This window comes from Burkholderia sp. AU33423, assembly GCF_002223135.1.
Classification (GTDB): domain Bacteria; phylum Pseudomonadota; class Gammaproteobacteria; order Burkholderiales; family Burkholderiaceae; genus Burkholderia; species Burkholderia lata_D.
Genome location: NZ_NKFH01000007.1, coordinates 2,652,588 through 2,675,400 on the forward strand (window position 1 = coordinate 2,652,588; position 22,813 = coordinate 2,675,400).

23 protein-coding genes are annotated in these 22,813 nt (G+C 64.8%); 14 read left to right on the plus strand and 9 right to left on the minus strand.

Annotated elements, in window-relative coordinates; translation table 11 throughout:
• Positions 1 to 107: 107 nt before the first annotated feature.
• From CFB50_RS30440 to CFB50_RS30455, 4 genes are all read right to left on the minus strand, one after another.
• The gene (locus CFB50_RS30440; protein ID WP_089448240.1) at positions 108 to 932 is read right to left on the minus strand and encodes an OmpW/AlkL family protein; all 825 of its coding nucleotides are present in this window, start codon (positions 930 to 932) and stop codon (positions 108 to 110) included.
• 73 nt (positions 933 to 1,005) lie between these two features.
• Positions 1,006 to 2,259, minus strand: coding sequence for a DUF2957 domain-containing protein (locus tag CFB50_RS30445; protein ID WP_089448241.1), 1,254 nt, complete (start codon positions 2,257 to 2,259; stop codon positions 1,006 to 1,008).
• Positions 2,260 to 2,330: 71 nt separating this feature from the next.
• Entirely contained in the window at positions 2,331 to 3,935 is a 1,605-nt protein-coding gene (locus CFB50_RS30450; protein ID WP_069252389.1) for a DUF2957 domain-containing protein, read from the minus strand.
• Positions 3,936 to 4,552: 617 nt separating this feature from the next.
• Positions 4,553 to 4,849: a cupin domain-containing protein gene (locus CFB50_RS30455; protein ID WP_089448242.1), complete on the minus strand. Its 297-nt coding sequence runs from the start codon at positions 4,847 to 4,849 to the stop codon at positions 4,553 to 4,555.
• A 438-nt stretch (positions 4,850 to 5,287) separates the two neighbouring features.
• On the opposite strand from CFB50_RS30455, the gene CFB50_RS30465 reads away from it, so the two are divergent.
• From CFB50_RS30465 to CFB50_RS30480, 4 genes are all read left to right on the plus strand, one after another.
• Positions 5,288 to 6,232, plus strand: coding sequence for an ABC transporter ATP-binding protein (locus CFB50_RS30465; RefSeq protein WP_069252391.1), 945 nt, complete (start codon positions 5,288 to 5,290; stop codon positions 6,230 to 6,232).
• Positions 6,233 to 6,235: 3 nt separating this feature from the next.
• Positions 6,236 to 6,997, plus strand: coding sequence for an ABC transporter permease (locus CFB50_RS30470; protein WP_083266168.1), 762 nt, complete (start codon positions 6,236 to 6,238; stop codon positions 6,995 to 6,997).
• A 160-nt stretch (positions 6,998 to 7,157) separates the two neighbouring features.
• A complete protein-coding gene (locus CFB50_RS30475; protein WP_089448243.1) occupies positions 7,158 to 8,579 on the plus strand; it encodes an MFS transporter in 1,422 nt (473 codons plus the stop codon).
• Between the two features lie 208 nt (positions 8,580 to 8,787).
• Positions 8,788 to 9,489, plus strand: coding sequence for an MBL fold metallo-hydrolase (locus tag CFB50_RS30480; RefSeq protein WP_089448244.1), 702 nt, complete (start codon positions 8,788 to 8,790; stop codon positions 9,487 to 9,489).
• A 42-nt stretch (positions 9,490 to 9,531) separates the two neighbouring features.
• Here the strand turns inward: CFB50_RS30480 and CFB50_RS30485 are convergent, their stop codons facing one another.
• Positions 9,532 to 9,762, minus strand: a complete 231-nt coding sequence (locus tag CFB50_RS30485; protein ID WP_046549636.1) for a hypothetical protein — start codon at positions 9,760 to 9,762, stop codon at positions 9,532 to 9,534.
• A 209-nt stretch (positions 9,763 to 9,971) separates the two neighbouring features.
• Here CFB50_RS30485 and CFB50_RS30490 point away from each other — a divergent pair, with 209 nt between their 5' ends.
• From CFB50_RS30490 to CFB50_RS30520, 7 genes are all read left to right on the plus strand, one after another.
• Positions 9,972 to 10,403, plus strand: coding sequence for a YciI family protein (locus CFB50_RS30490; RefSeq protein WP_069252395.1), 432 nt, complete (start codon positions 9,972 to 9,974; stop codon positions 10,401 to 10,403).
• A gap of 176 nt (positions 10,404 to 10,579) precedes the next feature.
• Positions 10,580 to 11,386, plus strand: coding sequence for a DinB family protein (locus CFB50_RS30495; protein WP_089448245.1), 807 nt, complete (start codon positions 10,580 to 10,582; stop codon positions 11,384 to 11,386).
• Complete coding sequence (locus CFB50_RS30500; protein WP_089448246.1) at positions 11,383 to 12,123, plus strand: alpha/beta fold hydrolase; 741 nt, start codon at positions 11,383 to 11,385, stop codon at positions 12,121 to 12,123. Before CFB50_RS30495 ends, CFB50_RS30500 begins: the two co-directional genes overlap by 4 nt.
• Positions 12,124 to 12,233: 110 nt before the next feature.
• The gene (locus CFB50_RS30505; RefSeq protein ID WP_179254247.1) at positions 12,234 to 13,112 is read left to right on the plus strand and encodes an alpha/beta hydrolase; all 879 of its coding nucleotides are present in this window, start codon (positions 12,234 to 12,236) and stop codon (positions 13,110 to 13,112) included.
• A gap of 82 nt (positions 13,113 to 13,194) precedes the next feature.
• Positions 13,195 to 14,088 carry a LysR family transcriptional regulator gene (locus CFB50_RS30510; protein ID WP_089448248.1) on the plus strand — a complete coding sequence of 298 codons (894 nt, stop codon included), beginning with the start codon at positions 13,195 to 13,197 and terminating at the stop codon, positions 14,086 to 14,088.
• A gap of 132 nt (positions 14,089 to 14,220) precedes the next feature.
• Complete coding sequence (locus CFB50_RS30515) at positions 14,221 to 14,547, plus strand: carboxymuconolactone decarboxylase family protein (protein WP_039369463.1); 327 nt, start codon at positions 14,221 to 14,223, stop codon at positions 14,545 to 14,547.
• 51 nt (positions 14,548 to 14,598) lie between these two features.
• Complete coding sequence (locus CFB50_RS30520) at positions 14,599 to 15,606, plus strand: aldo/keto reductase (protein WP_089448249.1); 1,008 nt, start codon at positions 14,599 to 14,601, stop codon at positions 15,604 to 15,606.
• A gap of 97 nt (positions 15,607 to 15,703) precedes the next feature.
• Here the strand turns inward: CFB50_RS30520 and CFB50_RS30525 are convergent, their stop codons facing one another.
• Both CFB50_RS30525 and CFB50_RS30530 read right to left on the minus strand, forming a co-directional pair.
• Complete coding sequence (locus CFB50_RS30525; RefSeq protein WP_089441800.1) at positions 15,704 to 15,934, minus strand: hypothetical protein; 231 nt, start codon at positions 15,932 to 15,934, stop codon at positions 15,704 to 15,706.
• Positions 15,935 to 16,141: 207 nt separating this feature from the next.
• A complete protein-coding gene (locus CFB50_RS30530; RefSeq protein ID WP_089448250.1) occupies positions 16,142 to 17,041 on the minus strand; it encodes a hypothetical protein in 900 nt (299 codons plus the stop codon).
• A 79-nt stretch (positions 17,042 to 17,120) separates the two neighbouring features.
• Here CFB50_RS30530 and CFB50_RS30535 point away from each other — a divergent pair, with 79 nt between their 5' ends.
• Entirely contained in the window at positions 17,121 to 17,459 is a 339-nt protein-coding gene (locus CFB50_RS30535; protein ID WP_011354126.1) for a helix-turn-helix domain-containing protein, read from the plus strand.
• A gap of 259 nt (positions 17,460 to 17,718) precedes the next feature.
• Here CFB50_RS30535 and CFB50_RS30540 read toward each other — a convergent pair whose 3' ends face one another.
• Positions 17,719 to 19,695, minus strand: coding sequence for a hypothetical protein (locus tag CFB50_RS30540; RefSeq protein WP_144020715.1), 1,977 nt, complete (start codon positions 19,693 to 19,695; stop codon positions 17,719 to 17,721).
• A 264-nt stretch (positions 19,696 to 19,959) separates the two neighbouring features.
• Between CFB50_RS30540 and CFB50_RS39105 the strand changes: the two genes are divergently transcribed.
• Positions 19,960 to 20,157, plus strand: coding sequence for a hypothetical protein (locus CFB50_RS39105; protein WP_144020716.1), 198 nt, complete (start codon positions 19,960 to 19,962; stop codon positions 20,155 to 20,157).
• Between the two features lie 437 nt (positions 20,158 to 20,594).
• Here CFB50_RS39105 and CFB50_RS30545 read toward each other — a convergent pair whose 3' ends face one another.
• Positions 20,595 to 21,308, minus strand: a complete 714-nt coding sequence (locus CFB50_RS30545; protein ID WP_089448252.1) for an alpha/beta fold hydrolase — start codon at positions 21,306 to 21,308, stop codon at positions 20,595 to 20,597.
• A 290-nt stretch (positions 21,309 to 21,598) separates the two neighbouring features.
• On the opposite strand from CFB50_RS30545, the gene CFB50_RS30550 reads away from it, so the two are divergent.
• Positions 21,599 to 22,813, plus strand: a complete 1,215-nt coding sequence (locus tag CFB50_RS30550) for an MFS transporter (RefSeq protein ID WP_089448253.1) — start codon at positions 21,599 to 21,601, stop codon at positions 22,811 to 22,813.

The following is a 22,813-nucleotide window of genomic DNA, read 5'->3' on the forward strand; positions in this document are numbered from 1 at the left end:
CTCTTCACAATTGGCGGCACGCCGCCAGGAACGCGACCTTCCGGCCGGAATGGTCCGGCCAGCCGGTCGCAGGAAGCCGCCGGTGCGCGTCATGCGCACCGGACGGCTCAGAACTTGTAGGAAATCCCGACGAACGTGATCAGCGGGTCAGCCTTCAGCCGCGTGCGCGTGGTGGCGAGCGTCGAGCCGTCGGCCGCCTTGATCACGAGCGACGAGTAGGTCTTCAGCGGCATGTAGGTCAGCGTCGCCGTCACGCCCCAGTGCTTGTCGATCGCATAGCTCGCGCCGACGTTGTAGACCGGCGTGAACGACGACGACGCCTTGCCCTCCACCGAAGTCGCCCCCGGCTTGCCGGCGCCGGCCGCGAGCACGCTGCCGAGGTTCTCGTTGATGTCCTTCGCGAAGTTGCCGTTCAGCTCAATGTTGCTGAACCAGCTGTAGGCCACGCCGATCCCGACGAACGGCCGGAACCGCGCCGTCGGCGAATTGAAGTAGTACTGCAGGATGACCGTCGGGCTCCACTGCCGCGCGTTCTTCACCGCCGGCTGGTTCGCCGTCTTGTCCATGTCGACGTTGCCGAGCGCGCCGGCCGGGCCCGGCGGCTTGATCACGCCGTGGCCGGTCAGCGTGAACTCGGGCGGCACGCCGAGCACCGACGTCACCGCGATGTGGTCGGTGAAGAAGTGCGTGAGCGTGAGGCCGACGGTATCGGCGTTGTTGACCGTCAGGCTCGTGCCCGGCGACGTGAACGACCCGGGCAGGCGCAGCGGCCCGTTGATCGGCATGCTCGCGAGATTCGTCGTCAGCCCGTTGGTCGAATCCTGCGGCATGATGTGCAGCCATCCCAGCGTCGCGACGTTGTCGCCCGCCTGCTGGGCCGATGCGAGCGTCGACACGCCTGCGACGACACCCGCGACAATCAGCTTCTTCATGAAGTCTCCCCTCATTCTGTCCGGGCGCCGCGCATCTGCGCGCGGCGCCACCGTGTCTCCATCCAGGCGTGCGTCACTGCACGAATGCGCCGACCGTGAAGTACGGGTTGGTCGTATCGTTCATGTCGAGGAACCCGAATACGCCGCCGGTGAACACGAACTTGCCGGTCGTCGGCCCCGACGCCGCGTCCGCATGCACGGTCGTCACGACGCCCGGCACCTTCTGCGTGTAGTCGAGGTTCAGCGCACGCGTGAGCGCGGCCTGCGACGCATTGAACGGATCGAGCAGCGTGGCCTGCGCGCCGACGAGCGCGGTCGCGCGGTAGTTGAACGCGCTGTCGACCCCCGTGTACTCGCCGTTCTGTGAGCCGAGCGCGATCGCCGTCTGCGGGCTCAGGAACGAAATGCCCGATTCGTCGTCCGCGCTCGGCGGGCCTTGCGTGAGGTCCGCGTTCGCGGCGCCGGTGCGGATGAAGACCGGCACGAGCTGGTTGCGCAGCTTGCCGACGATCAGGATCCCCTTGCCGGCCTTCGCCGGATCGACCGCCGCGAGCGTCGGCGGAATCTGCGGCAGGTAGTTGAGCGACTGGAATGCCGGCGCATCGGGCCGCAGCGTGAACGGCTGGTTCACGGTCGCGCTCGATGCAAGCGGCTGCCCGCCGTTCTTCTTGCCGAAGTTGTCGGTCTCGACGTAGCTGCCGTCCGCGTTGATCGTCACCTGCTGGTCGAGCGCCACCGGCTGGAAGCTCTGCGACGGCACCTGGTGATAGCCGAGCTGGTTGTACTTGCCGGCGATCTTCGTCAGGTCGGTTTCCAGCGACGAGAAGCTGATGAACGGGTAGTACGGGAACGTCGTCTTCGGGATCTTGCCGACGCCGATCACGCCATCGAACTGGATCGTCGCGCCGGGAATCGCGCCGCCCAGCACGCCTTCGCCGAGGAACAGCCGCGCGGGCCGGTTCGGGTCGAGGCTCGCGTTCTGCATCCGGAACGTGCACTGGTTCAGTTTCACCGTCGGCAGCCCGGTTTCCTCGGCCAGCGTGCCGTCGACCACGTTGGCGGGCGCCGTGTCGCGCGTCGGCTGCACGGTGCCCGTGGTGGTCGGCACCGGCGATGCGAGATAAGTCATCCGGTACGTCATCTTCGTCGTGTCGAGCTGCACCTTCACGAGCTCGCCCGACCCCGACCCGCCGATGAACACCGTGTTGTAGTCGATCGTCTGCGGGCACAGCCGGACCACCGGTGCGGGCGGCGGGTCGCCGTCTCCGCCGCATGCTGCCAGCACGGGTGCGAGCGAGGCCGCTGCCATCCATTGCTTCAAATTCATAGGAATCCTCTTGAAATTCGATTCGCCGGCGGCGACGCATGCGCCGCCGGTGTTACGTGTTCAATGCAGGGTTACTGGACGAACGCGCCGACCGTGAAGAACGGGTTGACCTGGCTGTTGTTGACGACCATCGCGTAGACGTTGCCGGCCGTCACGATCCAGCCCGTATCGCCCTTCTTGAAGATCGCCACGTTGCCGCTGGCGCCCTTCGCGTTGAAGTCGCTGTTGGCCGTGACCGCGATCTTGCCGGGCGATGCCTGCGTATAGTCCAGCCCGAACTGAGCCGTCTCCGACGACGTCTGCGGATCGATGAATGCCGCGGTATTACCCTGGAAGAGCGTCGACGTGTAGTTCGCCGCGAGGGTCGATACGGCGGTGCCGTCGGTACAGTTGCCGGCAGACGGCGCGAAGTAATTGAAACTGGTGTTGAACACGCCCGGCAGCTCCGGATGCGGGATCGTCGGATCGAAACTCGGTCGCGCAGCAGCCGCATTGCTCGACGGCCCGTTGTTCGTCACCACACCGCACGCGGACGCGCTCGTCGCTCCGATGAACCCGCCCTTTAGCACGTTGGCCGCAACCGGTGTGGAAGGCGCGAGCATCGAGATGCCGACTTCCGCATCGGCCACCGAACCGAACGGATTGCCCGGCGGGGCATACGCGTACCCGACACGGATCACCACCGGCACCAGTGCGCCGTTCAGCTTGCCGACGATCATCACGCCATGGGCCTGGCTCGGCACGAGAAGCACGATCGGCTGCCCCTGGCCGGCCGACGGATACGCCTGCCCCGGCTGCGCATTGCTGACGAATACGTTGTCGGACGTGCCATCCGCGTTCTTGCGCAACGTCCACGGCGTGCCGGTCGTCTGACACGAGTAGTCGCTGCCTTGCGTGATCGTGCACGAGCCGTCCGCATTGAGCGTCTGGTTCCAGTTCACGACATCCGGCTGCCAGCCCTGCGGCGTGGTGGTCTGATAGCCGGTGCCGGTCGGCGACAGGTGAATGCCGACTTCGTTGTATGCGCCGGCCACCTTCGTGAAATCCGTTTCCGTGGCGGTAAAGCCGATGAACGGATAGAAGTCGAACGTGCGCGACGGTACGGTACCGAGGAAGTAACCCGGCACGACTTCGATCCCCTGGAACGCGATCGTCGCGCCCGGAATCCCGCCGCCCACGACGCCGTTACCGACGAACAGCATCGGCGGATCCGCGCGATTGATCGTCACCGCATAAGCGCCATCGCTCGTCGCGCCGCTGTCGAGCACGAACGCGCAGCGGTTCTGCTCGGCGGTCGGAAGATTGGTCGGATGATGGAACGCGCCGCTGATCGTCAGGCCCGCGCGCGTGTTGTTGATCTGCCCCGCAGACGTCGGCACGGACGAGTCGAGGAACTGCATCTGGTAGGTGAGCTTCGTGGTATCGAACTTCACCTTCACATACTCGCCACTGCCTGCGCCGCCCGTATAAGTCGTCGTGTAATCGAGCGCGTCCGGACACAGCTTCGTCACGACCGGCGGCGTCGTTTCAGAGCCGCTCGGCCCGCACGCGCTGCCCGAGCACTGCGGCACGTTGATCGGCCCCGGATCGTCGCCGCCGCCGCAACCGGCGACGAACGGCAAAGCGACTACCGCGCACGACAGAATCGCCTTCCGCCATTCAGGAATGCAAATCATCAACCCCTCCTTTTCAGGTACGACAAGTCTCGTCCGGACAGGCTGCATGGCCCGCCGGTTGGTATCGCGCCGCGGCACGAACGCGCGGCGCATGACGGTGCGCGCAAGACGGCCGCGATGCCGGTCAGGCAAATGCGGCACACGCCGCGGCGGCAGGCAAGCGCGCTCCCGCGGCGCCGTCATGCGGCACGGCGCCGTGAGAACAATCGAAACGGGAAATGGTTCGCCGCTACACGGCGACAGGACAACGCAGGCACGCGATCGGGATCGCGCCGGCATTCAGCGAAAAAACGGGAAACGGCAGTCCGACTGGCCCCGCGGATAGGCGTCTCATGTATGGGTCTCCATCCGTACGCTTGATTCGTTATCGTGATGCGTCGTTTGTGGAGACTATGATCGGACGATACCCACAAGTAAATGGATGCAGAGTTCCAAACGACCGGAACCACGCAATCCTAGCGTTTACACGGTATTTAACAGTTTTTCAAACAGCCTTCTTTTTATTTGCTCAGACAAATACCCGGGCTGTATAACACGCGTTTGAATGGCGACCGCCAATCCGCGCCTGGCCAAGCCAGCCGGGCCTGAGCGGCCCGCCTGCATGTTGCGGCGCAACCTTACACGTCGATGATCGCGAGCGTGCCGTGGCTGCCCGGCAGCACCGCATGAGGCACACCGGCGAGCGCGAGGTACATCTGCCCGGCCTCCACGAGGATCGTCTCGCCTGCGACCTCGAGCATCATCCGGCCATCGAGCACCAGCAGCCCCTCGTTGTAGTCGTGCACTTCCGCTTCGTAAGCCTGCGCATCCATGCGCAGCACCTTGATCCTGGCCGGCCCGACCTCGCCGACGATCGTGGATTTCCATGCGACGGGCTGCGCCGCCGCCACGGATTTGAAATCGACCAAAGACATGCGCCCCGCTCCGTGAACGATGAAAGGAACGCATTATCGCGAGCGCCGCGCACGCCGTCCCGGTACGGCGCGACGGCCTTCGGGCGGCACAGTCGGCCGGCCGCGCTGCCGTCGCGCCGAAACGCGATCGCAGCCCGGTTCGACGAAAACGGCACCCATTGTTCACGCACCACAAATAAATCGCCGCGTTATGCAGCGATGCGCGGTCAATTCACGCAAATCCGGCACCGGCAACGCACGCCCTTTCCATGAGAATGCATTTCCATCTACCGATTGCTAATATGGCGGTCCCGCGGTCCCGCGATCCCGCACCACAACGCCGTTCGACATGACGCCCGTTCGCCATGCCGTCCCCGGTCCCGGCCGCTTCGCAGCGGCGGCGACGCCGGGCACGCACGGCGCACGCCGTCGCGCCGGCCGGCCGTGCCATCCGTGAGCATGCAACCGATCCTTTCCGTCTCCGACCTCTCCAAGACTTACGCGTCCGGCTTCCAGGCGCTGAAGCACGTGACCCTCGACATCCGCCCCGGCGAGATCTTCGCGTTGCTCGGGCCGAACGGCGCCGGCAAGACGACGCTGATCGGCTCGATCTGCGGCATCGTCACGCCGACCGAAGGCCGCGTGACGGTCGGCGGCCACGACATCCGCGATCATTACCGCGCGGCCCGCGAAATGATCGGCCTCGTGCCGCAGGAACTGACCACCGACGCGTTCGAGACCGTCTGGGCGACCGTGTCGTTCAGCCGCGGCCTGTTCGGCAAGGCGCCCGATCCCGCGTACATCGAGAAGACGCTGAAGGCGCTGTCGCTGTGGGACAAGCGCGACAACAAGCTAATGACGCTGTCGGGCGGGATGAAGCGCCGCGTGATGATCGCGAAGGCGCTGTCGCACGAGCCGCGCATCCTGTTCCTCGACGAACCGACGGCCGGCGTCGACGTCGAGCTGCGCCGCGACATGTGGAAGCTCGTCGATTCGCTGCGCGATAACGGCGTGACGATCCTGCTGACCACGCACTACATCGAGGAAGCCGAGGAAATGGCCGACCGCATCGGCATCATCCTCGGCGGCGAACTCGTGCTCGTCGAGGAGAAGCACGAGTTGATGCGCAAGCTCGGCAAGAAGCAGCTCACCGTGCAGCTCGAGCACCCGCTCGCCGACGTACCGCCCGCGCTCGCGCCGTTCGGGCTCGAACGCGCGGCCGACGGCGCCGCGCTCGTCTACACGTACGACTCGCAGCGCGACGACGCGAGCATCGCGAAGCTGATCAACGCGCTCGGCTCGGCCGGCATCGGCTTCCGCGACCTGCACACGACGCAGAGCTCGCTCGAGGACATTTTCGTCAGCCTGATCGACAACCGCCGCAACGGCTTGCAAGGAGCCTGACCCATGAACCTCCATGGAATCCGCGCGATCTACCGCGCAGAAATGGCCCGCACGCGCCGCACGCTGATGCAGAGCATCATCGCGCCGGTAATCTCCACATCGCTGTACTTCGTGGTGTTCGGCTCCGCGATCGGCTCGCGCATCAGCGACGTGAACGGCATCGGCTATGGCTCGTTCATCGTGCCGGGCCTCGTGATGCTGTCGCTGCTGTCGCAGAGCATCTCGAACGCGTCGTTCGGCATCTACTTCCCGCGCTTCACGGGCACGATCTACGAGATCCTGTCCGCGCCCGTGTCGTACTGGGAGATCGTGATCGCGTATGTCGGCGCGGCCGCGTCGAAGTCGATCCTGCTCGGCGTGATCATCCTCGCCACGGCCGGCCTGTTCGTGCCGCTGCACATCCTGCATCCGTTCTGGATGGTGCTGTTCCTCGTGCTGACGGCGGTCACGTTCAGCCTGTTCGGCTTCGTGATCGGCATCTGGGCCGACAGCTTCGAGAAGCTGCAGCTCGTGCCGCTGCTGATCATCACGCCGCTCACGTTCCTCGGCGGCAGCTTCTACTCGGTCGACATGCTGCCGCCCGCGTGGCGCGTCGTCACGCTGTTCAACCCGATCGTCTATCTGGTCAGCGGCTTCCGCTGGTCGTTCTACGGGATCGCCGACGTGCACGTGGGCGTCAGCCTCGGCGCGACGTCGCTGTTCCTCGTGATCCTGCTGGCGATCGTCGCGTGGATGTTCCGCACCGGCTACAAGCTGAAGAATTGACGCAAGACGGCCGCATCCCGCGCCGCCGCCGATGACGCATTTGGGCAAGCAGGCGGCGCTTTTCCTCTGATGCGGCATTTTGTGGTCGCGTCTACTGAAGATGAAGCATCGGGGCCGCGAAGCACGCGCTTCGCGGCCCCTTTTCATTTCAGAGGACGCCATGCCCGCCGCCACCGCTCCCGCCTCCGCCGCCGCCCGGCTCGAACGCCTGCCGTTCTCCGGCTATCACAAGCGGATCTTCTTCATCATCGCGATCGCGTTCTTCTTCGACTCGGTCGACCTCGGCACGATGACGTTCGTGCTCGGCTCGATCCGCAAGGAGTTCGGGCTGTCGACCGCGGCCGCCGGCCTCGTCGCGAGCGCGAGCTTCTTCGGGATGGTGCTCGGTGCGGCCGTCGCCGGCCTGCTCGCCGACCGCTTCGGCCGCCGGCCCGTGTTCCAGTGGAGCATGGTGCTGTGGGGCGCGGCCTCTTATCTGTGCTCGACCGCGCAGAGCGTCGACGCGCTGATCGTCTACCGCGTGCTGCTCGGGATCGGGATGGGGATGGAATTCCCGGTCGCGCAGACCTTGCTGTCGGAATTCGTGCCGACGGAGAAGCGCGGCCGCCTGATCGCGCTGATGGATGGCTTCTGGCCGCTCGGCTTCATCACGGCCGGTATCGTCGCGTACTTCGTGCTGCCGCAGTTCGGCTGGCGCACCGTGTTCGCGCTGCTCGCGATTCCCGCCGTGTTCGTGCTCGTCGTGCGTCGGATCGTGCCGGAATCGCCGCGCTGGCTCGAGCATGCGGGCCGACATGCGGAAGCCGACACGGTGATGCACGCGATTGAGGCGAAGGTGATGCGCTCGGCCGGCGTCACGACGCTGCCGCCGCCGTCGCGGCTGGCCGAGCCGGTCGCCGCCCGCGGGCGCGGCGCGCTACGCGAGATCTGGAGCGGCGCGTACCGCCGCCGCACGGTGATGGTGTGGCTGCTGTGGTTCTTCGCGCTGCTCGGCTTCTACGGCCTCACGTCGTGGCTGGGCGCGCTGCTGCAGCAGGCCGGCTTCGAGGTCACGAAATCGGTGTTCTACACGGTGCTGATCTCGCTCGGCGGCGTGCCGGGCTTCCTGTGCGCCGCGTGGCTCGTCGAACGCTGGGGGCGCAAGCCGACCTGCATCGCGTCGCTGATCGGCGGCGGCGTGATGGCGTACGCGTACGGCCAGAGCGCGCTGTACGGCGGCAGCATGGCGCTGCTGATCGGCACCGGCCTCGCGATGCAGTACTTCCTGTTCGGGATGTGGGCCGCGCTGTACACCTATACGCCCGAGCTGTACGGCACCGGCGCGCGCGCGACGGGCTCGGGCTTCGCGTCGGCGATCGGGCGCGTCGGCTCGTTGATCGGGCCTTACGTGGTCGGCGTCGTGCTGCCGGTGTTCGGCCAGGGCGGCGTGTTCACGCTCGGCGCGCTGTCGTTCATCGCGGCCGCGCTTGCCGTGTGGACGCTCGGGATCGAGACGAAGGGCCTCGCGCTGGAACAGCTCGCGGCGGGCGATGAAGCGGGTAGCGGTGGCAGGTACGCGGCGGCGGCGGACAAGCTCTCCTGAGCGCCTGATCGGCCTGGGGGGTCTTGACGACCGGGCAGGTGCTCAGTGCCGGGCCCGGCCGGCTGCTGCGCAACTGCCAGGATTCGCGGCAGGATCGACGCTGCTAGACTGAATCGAGGCACCGAGTCGCGCGCACGCCCGGCGGCACACCGCGGCGATCGCGCGACAGTGGTGTCCGGCCCCCACTGCCCGCGCAAGGATCGCATCGATGGATAACGCTCGTATCGAAGAAATCCGCAGCGGCCTGTTTCGCGCAACGACCTATATCGACAAGCTGAAGCTCGGCTTCAGCCAGTTCTTCGTCCGGTCGCCGAACGGCGAGGTCGTCTGCATCGAAACGGGCACGCGTTCCAACTTTCCGCAACTGACCGAGAGCCTCGCGACCGTCGGCATCACGCCGTCGATGGTGAGCAGCGTGATCGTTCCGCATTTCGAAGTCGACGAAATGGGCGCGCTGCCCGACTTCCTCGCGGCGAATCCGGCGCTCGTCGCGTATGCGCATCCGATCTGCACGCACGGGCTGGCCGACATCTTCGGTGTGCACGCGCAGCCGCTGAAGGACGGCGAGCCGACGACGATCTCCGGCGTCGAGCTCGTGCCGATCTTCACGAAGCATGTCCATCAATGGGATGCGCTGGTCGTCTATCTGCCGGCGTACAAGGCGCTGCTGTCGTCGGACATCCTGATGCGCTTCGGCGACGAAGCCGTCGACGACCCGCTGCCGGCGATCGTCGACTCGATCCGGCGCTCGGACTACCTGCCGTCGCTCGCCCACCTGGCGAGTGCGCTGCGCCGGATCCAGGCGCTCGATCTCGACGTCATCCTGCCGATGCACGGCCCGGCCATCACGCACGACATCCCGCGCGTGCTCGCCGGCGCGATCGCGCATTGCGAGGCCGCCGCCGCGTAAGTGGCGGAGGCGGCAATCCAGCGGCGGTGCAACAGGTTCCGGTCAGGCGCCGGCGACGACGAACTCTTCGGCCGCCTTGCGCTGCACCGCGGCCATCACCGCCAGTTCGCGCTTGCTGCGCGTGTCGCCGGACACGACGCCCGTCGCGTTCTTCGCCTTCGCACCCAGCGGGAAAAAGACAAACGATGCGCCGGCCGGGGCCGCCGGCTCGGCGCGCAGGCGTTTGTTCAGGATTTTCAGGTACTTCTTCTTCGAGACTTCCTTAGCAGCCATGGCGTCCTCCGCGTGAACGTGGTGAGGATCAGCATACCAGTTTTGGCGACGGGTTCCGCAGCCAGGCCCGCCCGCGCGGCCGCACGCAAAAATTCTTCACGCACGATGTCGATTCGCGCCATCTTCATGCGTCGTGTTGTCGTAACCGATCGTTTTGCCGTCGGCACCGCCGGCGGCAACCGTCAACGCCTGTTCAAGGAGAAACAGCAATGCGCGTCATGGTCATCGTCAAGGCAACCGCCATTTCCGAATCGGGCGCGATGCCCGACACCGAACTGCTGGCCGCAATGGGCCAGTACAACGAAGCACTCGTGAAAGCCGGCGTGATGCTTGCCGGCGAAGGGCTGCATCCGAGTTCGCGCGGCAAGCGCGTGCACTTCTCCGGCAAGGATCGGACGGTCATCGACGGCCCGTTCGCCGAAACCAAGGAACTCATCGCCGGCTACTGGCTGTGGGAAGTGAAATCGATGGACGAAGCCGTCGAGTGGGTGAAACGCTGCCCGAACCCGATGCCCGTCGAATCGGACATCGAGATCCGGCAAATCTTTTCTCCCGAGGATTTCGGCGCGGCGCTCACCCCCGAGCTGCAGGAGCAGGAAGCGCGGATGCGGACGGAGATCGACGCGCGGCAGAAGTCCTGAGCGGCGGGCGGAAGCCCAGATCGAGCGCAGCGTGGCGCCCGGTGGCGCCGGGCCACCATCGGACAATGACTGAGGTGCATCGCCTCGCTCCGTCGCCCCTCCTCGGCAAATCGATTGACGCGGCCCGGCCGAGTAACGTATCGTTTTGATACGTTACTCGGCGAGTTCCTTCCGTCATGCATTCCCGTTTCGACCGTTTCCGCGCCACACCGCTCGGCGCCCAGCTCGAAGCGCTGATCGCGCAACCCGAGCGCTACGTCGAATTCGCGGCGCTGTCGCGCGTGGGCGTCGCCGCGATCGGCGCGATCCAGCACGAGATTGCGCACAAATTCCCCGAAATCGAAACCGACACCACGGCCCGCCAGTTCTGCGGCGCGATGGTCGCGGAAATCATGCGCCGTCACGGTCACGATGTCGTGCAGGCGCGCGGGCGGCTCGGCGGCACGCTGTTCAGCTATGGCGCGGTGTTCAGCGCGTATCCGCAGGTGCTGCCGTTCGTCGACGTCGTCGCCGCGCTGGCCCGCCTGCCCGACCGGCTCGCCGCGTATGCGGCGCACGTGCCGGCCGCGCTGTGGACACGCCGCCCCGACGGCACGGGCTTCTCGCTCGTCGAGCACGCGTGCCACCTGCGCGATCTCGACGCGGCGTTCGCCGAGCGCATCGACGCCGTACGCACGCTCGACCTGCCCGTGATTGCATCCGTCGACGGCACCGCGCTCGCCGCGCAACGCGACTATCTCGCGCAGCCGCTCGACGCTGCCGTCACGGCATTCCGCGCGGGCCGCGCCGCGCTGTGCGCCACCGCGGCCGCGCTGGCGCCCGCGCAGCTCGCACGCTGCGGTTTGCGCGACGGCATCCGCCGCATGTCGCTCGACGAACTCGTGCGCGAGCTGCTCGACCACGACCGCACGCACGTGCTCGAACTCGACGAACTGCTCGCCGAACTCGCGTTGCCGCCTCTTCCTTCCACGCCCGCCCCATGACCCAGCCCACGCCCGTTGTCTTCATCCACGGTTTCATCGGCACGCTCGACGTGCACGGGTGGAACGGCCCGCATCTCGCCCCCGACCTGCTCGGCTACGGCGCGCATCGCACGGCACCGTTCGACGCGATCACACTCGCCGCGCAGGTCGAGCACCTTCGCCACACCGTCGATACGCACTTCGGCGCGCAGCCGGTCGATGTCGTCGGCCACTCGGTCGGCGGCGCGATCGCGATGCTGTTCGCGCATGCGCACCCGGGACGCGTGCGGCGGATCGTCAACGTCGAAGGCAACTTCACGCTCGACGATGCGTTCTGGTCGGCGTCGGTCGGCCGCATGACGCCTGCCGAAGCCGACGCGATGCTGGACGGCCTGCGTGCCGATCCGCAAGGCTGGCTACGTGGCGCGATCGACGCGCCGTCGCCGGGCCTGCTCGACGACGCCCGCCGCTGGCTCGCGCATCAGCCCGCGTCGACGCTGCGCGCGATGGGCCGCTCGGTGGTCGCGACGACGGGCGAACCGGGCTATCTGCAGGCACTCGCGCAAGTGTTCGCGCGTCACCCCGTCTGGCTGATGGCCGGCGAACGCTCGCGCGCAGGCTGGCACGTGCCCGACTGGGCGCTCGCGCGCTGCGCCGGCTTCGACACGATCGCGCGCTGCGGACACCTGATCCCGGCCGAGCAACCCGATGCGTTTCGCGCGGCGCTCGGGCGCATCGTGTCCGCACCGCCCGCCTGACAACCCGTAGGATTCGCCGAAATATGGTTGAAAGGCGCGGTTGCTAGAGTCGTCCGAACAGGGTTTTCCCGGCACCCGGTGCCGGATGGGGTCGACACATGCGAGGATCGATGTACCTGGCACGCGCCTTCTGGCTACTTCTGCTGATCGCCATTTCGGGCCCTGCTCTCGCCTTCCACGCGCGGGTCGTCGTGATTCCCAGCGCCGCGATGAACGAGACGCTCAAGGCAACCGTCGTGCTGCCCGACGCCTATGCGCGCGGCACCCGCGACGGCGACCGCTATCCGGTCGTCTATCTGTTGCACGGCTCGGGCGGCGATCACACCGACTGGACGTCGAACACGCACATCGCCGCGCTGGCCGACCGTTACCACGTGATCCTCGTGATGCCCGACGGCGGGCACGAGAGCTGGTACATCGACAGCCCGTTCGACTCGGGCAGCCGCTACGAAACCTTCATCGGCGACGAAGTCGTGTCCTACGTCGATTTGCACTTCCGCACGATCGCCACGCAACGTGCCCGCGCGATCACCGGGCTCAGCATGGGCGGCTTCGGCGCGCTGCGCATCGCGCTCGACCGGCCCGACACGTTCGGCGCGGTCGGCAGCATCAGCGGCGCGGTCGATCCGCGCTGCTGCGCGGACGAGCCGGGTATCGACCATGTATTCGGCGACCCCGGCCGCCATCCGTCGTTCTGGGACCGCAACGTGATCGTCGCCAGCGCCAGCGCATTCGTGCGTGCGCATCTCGACCTGACGATCGATTGCGGCCGCGACGACGCGTTCGTCGGCTCGAACCGCACGCTGCACGAACGGCTCGTCGCGCTCGGCGTGCCGCACGACTATGCGGAGCGGCCTGGCGGCCACACGTGGGATTACTGGGCGAATGCGATCCGCTACCAGATGCGGTTCTTCGCGACGTCGTTCCAGCATGGCGGCTATGCGTACCATCCCGCGCCCCGTGCGCCGGGCATGACGCGCGCGGGCTGACGCGCGCCGCATCGCCGCGTCACGACGCGGCCCGTCGAACCCGGTGGTACGATGCGCGGGCATCGACCACCCGACACCTTCCATGCCGCGCGACAACTTTGCGGACCTCCTCGCCTTCATCGCCGTCGCGCGCGAGCGCAGTTTCACGCGTGCGGCCGCGCAGCTCGGCGTCTCGCAATCCGCGCTCAGCCATACGATCCGCTCGCTCGAAACGCGCCTCGGCGTGCGGCTGCTCACGCGCACGACACGCAGCGTGGCGCCGACCGAAGCCGGCGAGCGTCTGCTGCGCAATCTCGCACCGCGCTTCGACGAAATCGAAGCCGAATTGACTGCGCTCGCGGAACTGCGCGACCAACCGGCGGGCACCGTGCGCATCAACGCGACCGACTTCGTGATCCGCACGCTGCTGTGGCCGAAGCTCGCGCCGGTCCTGCGCGACTATCGCGACCTGAAAGTCGAGTTCGTGAACGACTACGGGCTGTCCGACATCGTCGCGGAGCGCTTCGACGTCGGCGTGCGGCTCGGCGACCAGGTGGCGAAGGACATGATCGCCGTACGCATCTCGGCCGACATGAAAATGGCGATCGTCGGCGCGCCCGCGTATTTCGCGGAACGCGCGCGCCCTGCGTCGCCGCAGGATCTGGTCGCGCACGACTGCATCAACCTGCGCCTGCCGACGCACGGCGCGCTGTACGCGTGGGAGCTCGCGCGCGGGGACGACATGCTGCAGGTGCGCGTCGACGGGCAGGTCACCTTCAACGGCACCTACGAAACACTCGACGCGGCGCTCGCGGGCTACGGGCTCGCCTACGTGCCCGCCGAACTCGCGGCGCCGCATCTCGCCGCCGGCCGCCTCGACAGCGTGCTCGACGACTGGTGCCCGACGTTCCCCGGCCATCACCTGTACTACGCGAGCCGGCGGCAGTCGTCGCGCGCGCTCGCGGTGATCGTCGAGGCGCTGCGCTATCGCGCATGAGCCCGCTTTGCTCCGCACCTGCGCCGCGATTCATGAATCGGGTCGATAAGTGCATGCGGATTGGCGGGGATTATCGATAGACGCATCGGTGGCTACCATCGACGGTGTTCCTCACTATCCCCGGAGCCCTCGATGTCCGAACCGACTTCCGCCGCACGCAAAGCGTTCGGCGCCATCGCCCCCGCCCTCGCCGACTACACTGACAACGTGCTGTTCGGCGACGTCTGGCAGCGCCCCGGCCTGTCGCCGCGCGATCGCAGCCTCGTCACGGTCGCGAGCCTCGTGTCGCTGTATCGCGTCAACGAACTGCCGTTCCACCTGAAGAAAGCGCTCGACAACGGCCTCACGCGCGACGAACTGGTCGAAGCGATCACGCACCTCGCGTTCTACTCGGGCTGGCCGACCGCAAGCTCGGCGCTGACGATCGCGCAGCGCGTGTTCGACGAAGCCGGCGTGTAAGCGCCGCGCCCCTACATTCAACCGGCGGGCACGCGCCCGCATGGAGCCTTCATGGATTACCGCTATCTCGGGCGCAGCGCGCTCAAGGTGTCGCCGCTGTGTCTCGGTGCAATGATGTTCGGCGGCGAGACGGACGAAGCGACATCGGCGCGCATCATCGACAAGGCGTTCGACCAGGGCATCAATTTCATCGACACGGCCGACGTCTATCACGCCGGCCGCTCGGAAGAAGTCGTCGGCCGCGCGATTGCGCCGCGTCGCGACAGCTGGGTCGTCGCGACGAAGTTCGGCTATCCGGCCGGGCCGGACGCAGGGCCGAACCGGCAGGGCCAGTCGCGCAAATGGATCGTCGAATCGGTCAATGCGAGCCTGAAGCGGCTCGGCACCGATTACATCGACATCCTCTATTTCCATCGCGCGCTGACCGATGCACCGCTCGACGAAGGCATGCGCGCGATCGCCGACCTGATCCGGCAAGGCAAGGTGCGCTACTTCGGGCTGTCGAACTTCAAGGGCTGGCGCATCGCCGAGATCGTGCGGCTTGCGGACCAGCTCGGCATCGATCGCCCGGTCGCGAGCGAACCGCTGTACAACCTCGTCGATCGCACGGCCGAGGTCGAACAACTGCCGGCCGCCGCGCACTACGGGATCGGCGTCGTGCCGTACAGCCCGCTCGCGCGCGGCGTACTGACCGGCAAATACGCGTTGGATGCGCAGCCGCCCGCCGACTCGCGCGCGGGCCGCGGCGACCGTCGCATCCAGCAAACGGAATGGCGCCCCGAATCGTTGCACATCGCGCAGCAGGTGGCCGCGCATGCCGCCGCGCGCGGCACGACGTCGGTTGCGTTCGCGCTTGCTTGGGTCTTGAAGAACCGCATCGTCAGCTCGACGATCGCGGGGCCGCGCACCGAAGCGCACTGGGACAGCTACATCGATGCGCTGACGCTCGCACTCGGCCCGGATGACGAACGGTTCGTCGATTCGCTCGTGCCGCCCGGGCATGCATCGACGCACGGCTATACCGATCCCGGCTATCCGGTCGAAGGACGCAAAGTTTGAAGTCGGAACGGGATGACTGAATGACATGCCGGGCGCGATGCCCGGCATGAAGATGAACGCGCGTCGCCCGACGCGCTTTCACGTTGATGCAGCTCGATCAGTTGTCGTGCGCTGTGTCGGCGCTGACTACGCGATCGAAAAATTCCTGCGCACGCGCCAGCTCGTCGAGCGCGCGATCGAGGCGCGACATCGCGCGTGCGTATTCGGCCGACGAGACGTCGTCGTCGCTTTCGCCGCGCACGGCGCGAAAGGCCTGATCGACGTTGCGCGTGGCTTCGACGAAGCGCTGCGCGGCCCGGGCTTCCCGCGAACAGATGTGGGTCGACATCGACACTTCTCCCTCAGGGTTGCAGTGTGAAGCACGCCGACGCTCAGTGTGCGTGGTGCGCATGTCGGCGGCGTGAACCACGACCCATCGAGTATCGACGCATCGGCCGCCGCGCAGCGCGCTTCGTGCCGATTGTCTCTCTGCGCTCGCCGCTCCGCTATGGCGAGATTGCAACAAATTCTTGCGCGATCTGCTGCGCGCGTTTCGTCACGCGCGCCCGATACGGGGATGCGCAAGGCCCGCGAACGCGGCCGCTTCACCCGGCGACAAGTCGAACAGGTCGCCGGTGAGATCGCGCGGATGCTCGGCCGCCGGCCGGCTGCGCAATCGCGCCGCGTGCGTGGGCGCAACATACGCGGCTGCCGTTTCGATCGGCGGCACATCGAACAGATCACGCGTGACGCCGCGCACGGCGTCCGTCGGCGAACGGCCGCGCAAGCGCGCGACGAGCTCGACGAAGCGATCGAAATCACCCGCGCGCGTGGCCTTGTTCACTTCCGCGAGATCGCGCGCCTTCAGCACGCACGGTTGTGCGAGCCGCACGAAATACGGTGCTTCGAGCTCGACCGACAGCGCGAGCGGATAGCTCTTGCCCGTCTGCTCCTTCGCACGCCCGACGCAATCGACCACGGCCGCGCCCTGTGCGGCGCCAAGCGGCTGGCCGGTGCTCACGCTGCGCAGGTGATCGGGAAACACGCGCAATTGCGTGCCGACCGTCAGCGCGGTGGATGACGCGCACACGAGCGCGTAGTGCTGTTCGCGACGCCGGCCCGACGGCAAGGTCGAGCGGCTGGCGATGAACGTGTGCGGCGGCAGCGGGCGCACCTGCCCGCTTGCGTCGATCCATGCATTCCACAGCAGCATGTCTTTCCGCTCGCCTGCGCGCGGGCGCGACGCGACCGGCGAAAACAGCGCGAGCAGCGAGCCCGTGCGATGCGCGGCGACTTGCGCGCTGCTGCCGAGCGGCTGGTTGATGCCCCACAGAAAACGGCCGCCCCCGAGCCGGCGCTCCCATTCCTTGCGGAGCACGACGGTCGGCAGTTCCTCGCCGGACTCGGTACCGATCTTGGTCCAGCAGAACGTGGGTGGGAGGTGTTTCAGTGTCATCAACTTTCTCGGGGATACAGCCTCGCTGCTGACAGCAAGCCCATTCAACAGCCGTAACTGTATAGGTATAATGCATCGCATGGAAGCCCCGGACCAAGATTTTCCCGTTCAAGACCTGTTGCGCCGTCTGATGGCAGACACACGCTCGTCCAGCGAAATTGCGCGACTCTCCGGGGTCAGTCAGCCGACCGTATCGCGCCTGAGGCTGTCGAACGGGCACCGGCTACGCCGCAGCGCGCCATTCAATAAGCTATGCAGTTTCTATGGTGTCGATACCGGGCCGTCGCGCCGCCAGTACAACGACCTGCTGCGCGACGCGATCGTCGACGCGTGGGACGGGTCGGATGAGCACGGGCGCGCGCTGCTGGTCGTGATCCAGGGGCTGAAGGGGCTGCAGGCGAAGGCGGATGATGGGTGATGGAAGCGCGGGGGGGATCGTTGCATGTGCGCTGCCGCGATGGCGACCGGCAACTAGCCACTACTCACCAGTCGCCGATCCGGAAGTGCAAAAGCCAGCGTCCGTGCGCAGATGACAGCGCAACATCCTGCCACGTGCACGCATACCAGAACGGGGGACTGGAGCGAACCGTATCGACCGACGGTTCACCAGGCACCACATCGGGTTTGGCGGGCTGTACGGAGCCGGCGTGACATCGCCGACTCCGTCAGGCTTCGCCTCAGTCCGGCATGCCGTTGAGCAGTTCGGGCGGCGGCGTCGAACTGGTGTAGGTGACGGCAACGACCTTCGACACGTGTTTGCTGGCCGACGTCCCTACGGGGATCGAAACCGTGACTGGCGCCCCTGTCGACGTGGCGCACGTATAGATCGGCAAGTTCGATTGGACGGTCGAGTAGGTCTTGGTATCCATCGTGCCATCGTCATACGTGATGTTGATCGCGCAGGACGTGGCGTTGTTCGCGCCTGAGAAGCGAGGCGTCCACGTGATCGCGCCCGAATAACCGGTCACTTGCCACGGCTTCGTACTCGTGAAATTGAGCTGTATCCCATACGCGGTAATGTCCGTGGGGTAAAGGTTCGCAACCTTCTTGACCGTGATGTCGACGGGCAGCGCGTACGAACCGCTCGCGCTTTTACTGTACAGCGGCACGTGATGGACCGTCACGTAGTGACTATTGTTGAAGTTTGACGGCAACCTCGGGAGCGTCGTGAAGCTGTTGTGCAGGCCGTCGAAATCGAGACCGATGACCTTCGTGATCGTATCCGAGATCATCACGAATGGAACTTCCGGATAGACCTTGGCATAGCCGTCGGACGCGCCTTTCGCGTCGGCCGACATCGTGTTGGCGAGACGGCGCAGCCACTTCCAGGCGTTGTCGTAGCGATTGGCCGATCCATCCGAAACGTTGAAGAGGGATGTCGGCAGATACGTGAAGCTCTCGATGCCCGGCGTGTAGTTGCTATTGTTCTTCTTGTACTTGGCTTCCGCGTTGGCATCGACGTAGTTGGCCTGGTTCACGGCGCTCTGCTCGCCCGCCATGACGTTCTTGTAGAGCGGGTAGATGTTCGGCTCTTCGACATAACCGTCGATATACGTCAACTGCGACGCATTGCTGGACGTAAAGACGGTGCCTTTCACGCCAGCGAGCGCTGCGTAAAAGTGGTTCGCCCCGGTGTTCAGCCAGCGCAAATTGAAGTTGCTTTTCAGGCTCGCGCAGCGATTGCCATACGTCGACGCCGTGCTTGGATCGAGCAGGAAGTCGGGGGATTGAGCAAGCTGGCAATAGTAGGCGACCTGGGTGGCCGCCGAATCGGCACCCAGGAAAATGTCATAGCCCGGCGGGATGAACTGGCTCTCCGTCGGATCGTACGCAAACTCGTTGTAGGTGGCGGTTTCGCCCGTTTCGTTGCGTGACAGGCGGAATCCGTCCGCGTTCTGGTAAGTCAGGTTGGTGTTCGAGTAGGTCTTGGTCCAGTACTGGTTATTGATATAGTCGATATAGTTCTTCAGCGGTGTGGCAACGAACGACTGATCGCCGGTCAGCTTGTAGAGCGTCATGAGACTCTGGCCGATTTCGAACACGGCGGGTTGCTCGTCTTTCTGCTCGTAGACCCCACCGTTCGTGCCAAAGGCCCAATACGGCATGTTGAGTCCATTGTTCAGGTGCAGGATCTGGGCGAAATGCCGCGCCATGTCGAGATTCTGCGAGTGATACCCCATGTAGTAAGCACCGACCAGATAGTGCGCGAAATCGCGTGAGTAATAGGCGCAGCGGTTCGAGATGCCAGCCAGGTAGCCATCGTTTCCGCCATTGGCAAGCGCGGTATCCATCGCGGCCTGGCCGCATGCCGGATTGGTGCTCCAGTTACCCCAATTGCTTAGCCAGCTGTAATTTGCATCGGAAAAGACGAGCTTGGTCGCTTCGTTAACCGAAGCATTGAATCCGTCTGCCACGTTCGTTTGATCGGCTGCTGTAGCAGCGGGTTCGTTTGACGTGGCATAGAGAAAATTCTGGGGGACGGACGCGGCAGTTTTGACACTGGCGGCGATTCTGGCGGCAGACGACTCGCCATTCGCGCCATCACCGCAGCCGGCAAGCCCCAGTTCAACGAGAGCGAGGATGCCGACGCCCAGATAACGGCGGCTTGGCCGCAATAGCGGGCGACCAAGTCCGGTGTTGCGTGACGTGTTCATGTTCGATTCTCCTTGGATGAAGGGAAAGTCATTGCCAAACGATCAATCAGGAATGCAAATCACACTTCTTGCCACCATGCACGGCGCCATCATCTTTCTCATCGCTTAGACGTTCGCGTACTCGCTCCGCCGCTCAACGCAGACACGCCGCCGCGAACCGGGCCGCTCTAGCGAAACCATTCACAAGGACCCACTGAAGCAGTACTTGCGCGCAACGCCCCGTATTGACTCCCCGTGTCACCTGATCCCCATCCTGAGTAGCTCGTGCCTGCCGCTACCGGGCAGCGCATCGCCGACCCTGCCGACGGAATCGGCATAATGGCGGGGAACAGCAGGGTCGGCATTACTTTCTCGGCGATGCCGCTGAAAATTTCGCGTATTGAACTGGAAGTGGCGTCGGTCTCGAAACGACTTTCAATCTCGCCAATTTTTAAATCACATGCGACTTTGCCCGGATACTAGCACGCGATTCCGATTGCGCGTCAATATGATAATCGAGCAAGCCGCATTTAATTAACGAATCTTCGTTTATTTTAAATTCTGAATTAGAAAATTTACCGTGGCACCTCGGATCCAGCCATTGACCCATGCTGAGCTCGAGCCACAATGTTATCAACAATTTCCAAGATCGATACGCCCAGGGTAACCTTGACGCATGATCCGGAATGACAATATGAAAACGCGACAAACAATCAGGACCGGAAACAGACATCGAAAACAGGCCCTTCAGATTTAATTATTTTATGGATCTTTTATTAAATTTTTATAATTTCAAAATAATCGACACTTTTATTGCGGCCGGTGCCTCATGATTTTCAATTTATCTCAAGCTTAAAAATGAACGGCCTGGCGCTCCCGGGATTTCGTGGAGGCGGTGCTTCTCCATTGTCCGAAACCTGTCAAGCAGGAGACGTGGACGCAGTCCAACCGAGCACCGATTCCCTCAACCACTCGCGCGCGATCGCCGTGCATCGTGAAGGCCGCTCCAGGGTCGGGAAATGACCACATCCTTCGATCGCTTCGAATCTGGCATGTGGCATCACGTCGGCGATACGTCGGCCAACGTCGACGGGTACGAAACGGTCCGCCGCGCCCCAGATGAGCAACGTAGGAACCTTGCTCGACGCAAGCGTCGCCCAATGATCCGAGCGTGTCAGCGTGGCGTCGGACTGCCTGGCAAACAAATCCGCTCCGGCATCGCGGGCCATCTGCACGAATGCGGCCCGTGACGCGCCGTCGTGCGCCGGAATCGCCCGCTCGGCGAACTCCGCAATCACCCGCTCGTGCTCTCCGGCGCGAATTCGCCGGCTGGTGGCACGAACGGCGTCCGGATCCGGATGAGCGCCCGGCTGACAATTCATCAGCCAGAGTCCACGAACGCGATCCGGCGCTCGCGCGAGCACTTCCATTGCGAGACACCCGCCGTATGCCGTGCCGGCAAGAATGAACGCACCGCTTGTCGATGCCAGGAGCTGCTCGGCACTCTCGGCGAATGTTGCATGCGCGAGTATCTTCACGGTCGGTGAAGCAAGATCCTTCAGCGCTTCGATCTGATCGGCGTACATGCGGCCGTCGCACGGCATCGCCGGTAGAAATATGAGTGGTAGCAACATCAGAATGATTCAGACGGGTAGTGGATCGCGTTTCGAAACCATCCAACGTAATCTCGGCCGACTTCAAGTTTCCAAGTCCAGGCTCATCAGCAAAGACCTGCACTGTGCAGAAGAAAATCGGCTTCACTGTACATTTGATCCCGCTTCTACCTAAAACACAATGCCCGTCAGGCTCAGGATCATAAATTCCGGATGGGCCTTCTGCACGCCATACGCCGGCATAAAGACGATCAAGGAAATCCGGCCCGCTCAACGCATCGTGGCGGCGATAAAAACTGGACGCCAACGCCATGAATACATCCGCTGACCCGCTTCCGTCTTCGCTCGCCGCCGCCACATTCATTCCATTCCTCCTCGCGAGCATCGCACTTGCCGCCGCCTACGGAGCCAGCTTCCTCCTCTCCGAGCATCTGCGTCAAAGCGGCCTGGACTCGTCAATGGCAGGCGCGGTGATCTCGACCGGCATCCTCACCATGATCGTCAGCTCCCTCGTCGCGGGATGGATAGCACACCGAATCGGCTTGATGTCGACAATCGTGGCGGCCGCTGCCGTCATGGCGCTTTCCATGCTCGCGTTCAGCCTGGCAGCGCACGATTTGAGGATCGCGTTCATCGGCGGCCTGCTTCTGGGAATGGGATGGTCGGCCTTTTACATACTCGCGCCGCTTCAGATCATTCATCACCTCCGGCCCTCCGCGCGGATCAAATACCTGACATTGCTCTCGGGCGGTCAAATGGTCGGGCTGGGTCTCGCGTCACCGGTCGGCCATTTCGTCGCCAACCGCTTCGGGTCGTATTCGATCGTCTACGCAGGCCTGGCGTGTCTCTGCGTGATTGCCGCCATCGCATTCTCGATCGTCCGACAACGGACGGAACGCACACCCAATCCGCAGGCCGATGCAACCGGCCTGACAGTGGCGCGGGTGGCCGAGATCCTGCGCCATGTCACCCGGCTGCCGATCATCATGATCGGACTCGCCGCATGCGTCTTTTCCGCGTTGTCGAATTTTCAGGCGATCTATGCGGAGTCGCGTCACCTGTCACCCGATCTCTTCTTCGTGACCTTCACGTTGACTACCGTCTTCTGCCGATTCACGCTGGCGCAGACGATCAGCCGGTTGCCGGTCCGAAAGCTCGCGTTCACGCTGTTCGCGCTGACGCTCCTGGCGCTGGTTCTCTTCGTGTCGAATCCGGGTAGCGAAATCCTGTACGCGATCGGCTCGTTCGTCTTCGCGATCGGCTACGGACTCAGCTACTCCACCTTGAACGGCATGGCGGTCAATCTCGCCAGCGAAAATGGCCTGTCCGCATCGGCGAGCTCGCAGGTCTTCACGATCGCCTACTTCACGGGCCTGTTCGGGTTTCCGTATGTAGCCGGCGGATTGGTGTCCCACGTCGGGGTGAACGGGATGATCGTCGCGACGATCGCCGTCGTCGTCGTCAACTTGCTGATGCTCACTCACACGAGTCTTCGCCGCGAAAATGCGCAGATCGCGGCGCGCTGA

What these genes read in the sequence shown, in the direction of transcription:
- CFB50_RS30490 (WP_069252395.1), top strand. Translation starts at nt 9,972, where the DNA reads ATGCGCGTCATGGTCATCGTCAAGGCAACCGCCATTTCCGAATCGGGC.
- CFB50_RS30510 (WP_089448248.1), top strand. Translation starts at nt 13,195, where the DNA reads ATGCCGCGCGACAACTTTGCGGACCTCCTCGCCTTCATCGCCGTCGCG.
- CFB50_RS30465 (WP_069252391.1), top strand. Translation starts at nt 5,288, where the DNA reads ATGCAACCGATCCTTTCCGTCTCCGACCTCTCCAAGACTTACGCGTCC.
- CFB50_RS30470 (WP_083266168.1), top strand. Translation starts at nt 6,236, where the DNA reads ATGAACCTCCATGGAATCCGCGCGATCTACCGCGCAGAAATGGCCCGC.
- CFB50_RS30515 (WP_039369463.1), top strand. Translation starts at nt 14,221, where the DNA reads ATGTCCGAACCGACTTCCGCCGCACGCAAAGCGTTCGGCGCCATCGCC.
- CFB50_RS30545 (WP_089448252.1), bottom strand. Translation starts at nt 21,308, where the DNA reads ATGTTGCTACCACTCATATTTCTACCGGCGATGCCGTGCGACGGCCGC.
- CFB50_RS30450 (WP_069252389.1), bottom strand. Translation starts at nt 3,935, where the DNA reads ATGATTTGCATTCCTGAATGGCGGAAGGCGATTCTGTCGTGCGCGGTA.
- CFB50_RS30455 (WP_089448242.1), bottom strand. Translation starts at nt 4,849, where the DNA reads ATGTCTTTGGTCGATTTCAAATCCGTGGCGGCGGCGCAGCCCGTCGCA.
- CFB50_RS30535 (WP_011354126.1), top strand. Translation starts at nt 17,121, where the DNA reads ATGGAAGCCCCGGACCAAGATTTTCCCGTTCAAGACCTGTTGCGCCGT.
- CFB50_RS30550 (WP_089448253.1), top strand. Translation starts at nt 21,599, where the DNA reads ATGAATACATCCGCTGACCCGCTTCCGTCTTCGCTCGCCGCCGCCACA.
- CFB50_RS30485 (WP_046549636.1), bottom strand. Translation starts at nt 9,762, where the DNA reads ATGGCTGCTAAGGAAGTCTCGAAGAAGAAGTACCTGAAAATCCTGAAC.
- CFB50_RS30445 (WP_089448241.1), bottom strand. Translation starts at nt 2,259, where the DNA reads ATGAATTTGAAGCAATGGATGGCAGCGGCCTCGCTCGCACCCGTGCTG.
- CFB50_RS30525 (WP_089441800.1), bottom strand. Translation starts at nt 15,934, where the DNA reads ATGTCGACCCACATCTGTTCGCGGGAAGCCCGGGCCGCGCAGCGCTTC.
- CFB50_RS30475 (WP_089448243.1), top strand. Translation starts at nt 7,158, where the DNA reads ATGCCCGCCGCCACCGCTCCCGCCTCCGCCGCCGCCCGGCTCGAACGC.
- CFB50_RS30505 (WP_179254247.1), top strand. Translation starts at nt 12,234, where the DNA reads ATGTACCTGGCACGCGCCTTCTGGCTACTTCTGCTGATCGCCATTTCG.
- CFB50_RS30530 (WP_089448250.1), bottom strand. Translation starts at nt 17,041, where the DNA reads ATGACACTGAAACACCTCCCACCCACGTTCTGCTGGACCAAGATCGGT.
- CFB50_RS30500 (WP_089448246.1), top strand. Translation starts at nt 11,383, where the DNA reads ATGACCCAGCCCACGCCCGTTGTCTTCATCCACGGTTTCATCGGCACG.
- CFB50_RS30495 (WP_089448245.1), top strand. Translation starts at nt 10,580, where the DNA reads ATGCATTCCCGTTTCGACCGTTTCCGCGCCACACCGCTCGGCGCCCAG.
- CFB50_RS30480 (WP_089448244.1), top strand. Translation starts at nt 8,788, where the DNA reads ATGGATAACGCTCGTATCGAAGAAATCCGCAGCGGCCTGTTTCGCGCA.
- CFB50_RS30520 (WP_089448249.1), top strand. Translation starts at nt 14,599, where the DNA reads ATGGATTACCGCTATCTCGGGCGCAGCGCGCTCAAGGTGTCGCCGCTG.
- CFB50_RS30440 (WP_089448240.1), bottom strand. Translation starts at nt 932, where the DNA reads ATGAAGAAGCTGATTGTCGCGGGTGTCGTCGCAGGCGTGTCGACGCTC.
- CFB50_RS30540 (WP_144020715.1), bottom strand. Translation starts at nt 19,695, where the DNA reads ATGAACACGTCACGCAACACCGGACTTGGTCGCCCGCTATTGCGGCCA.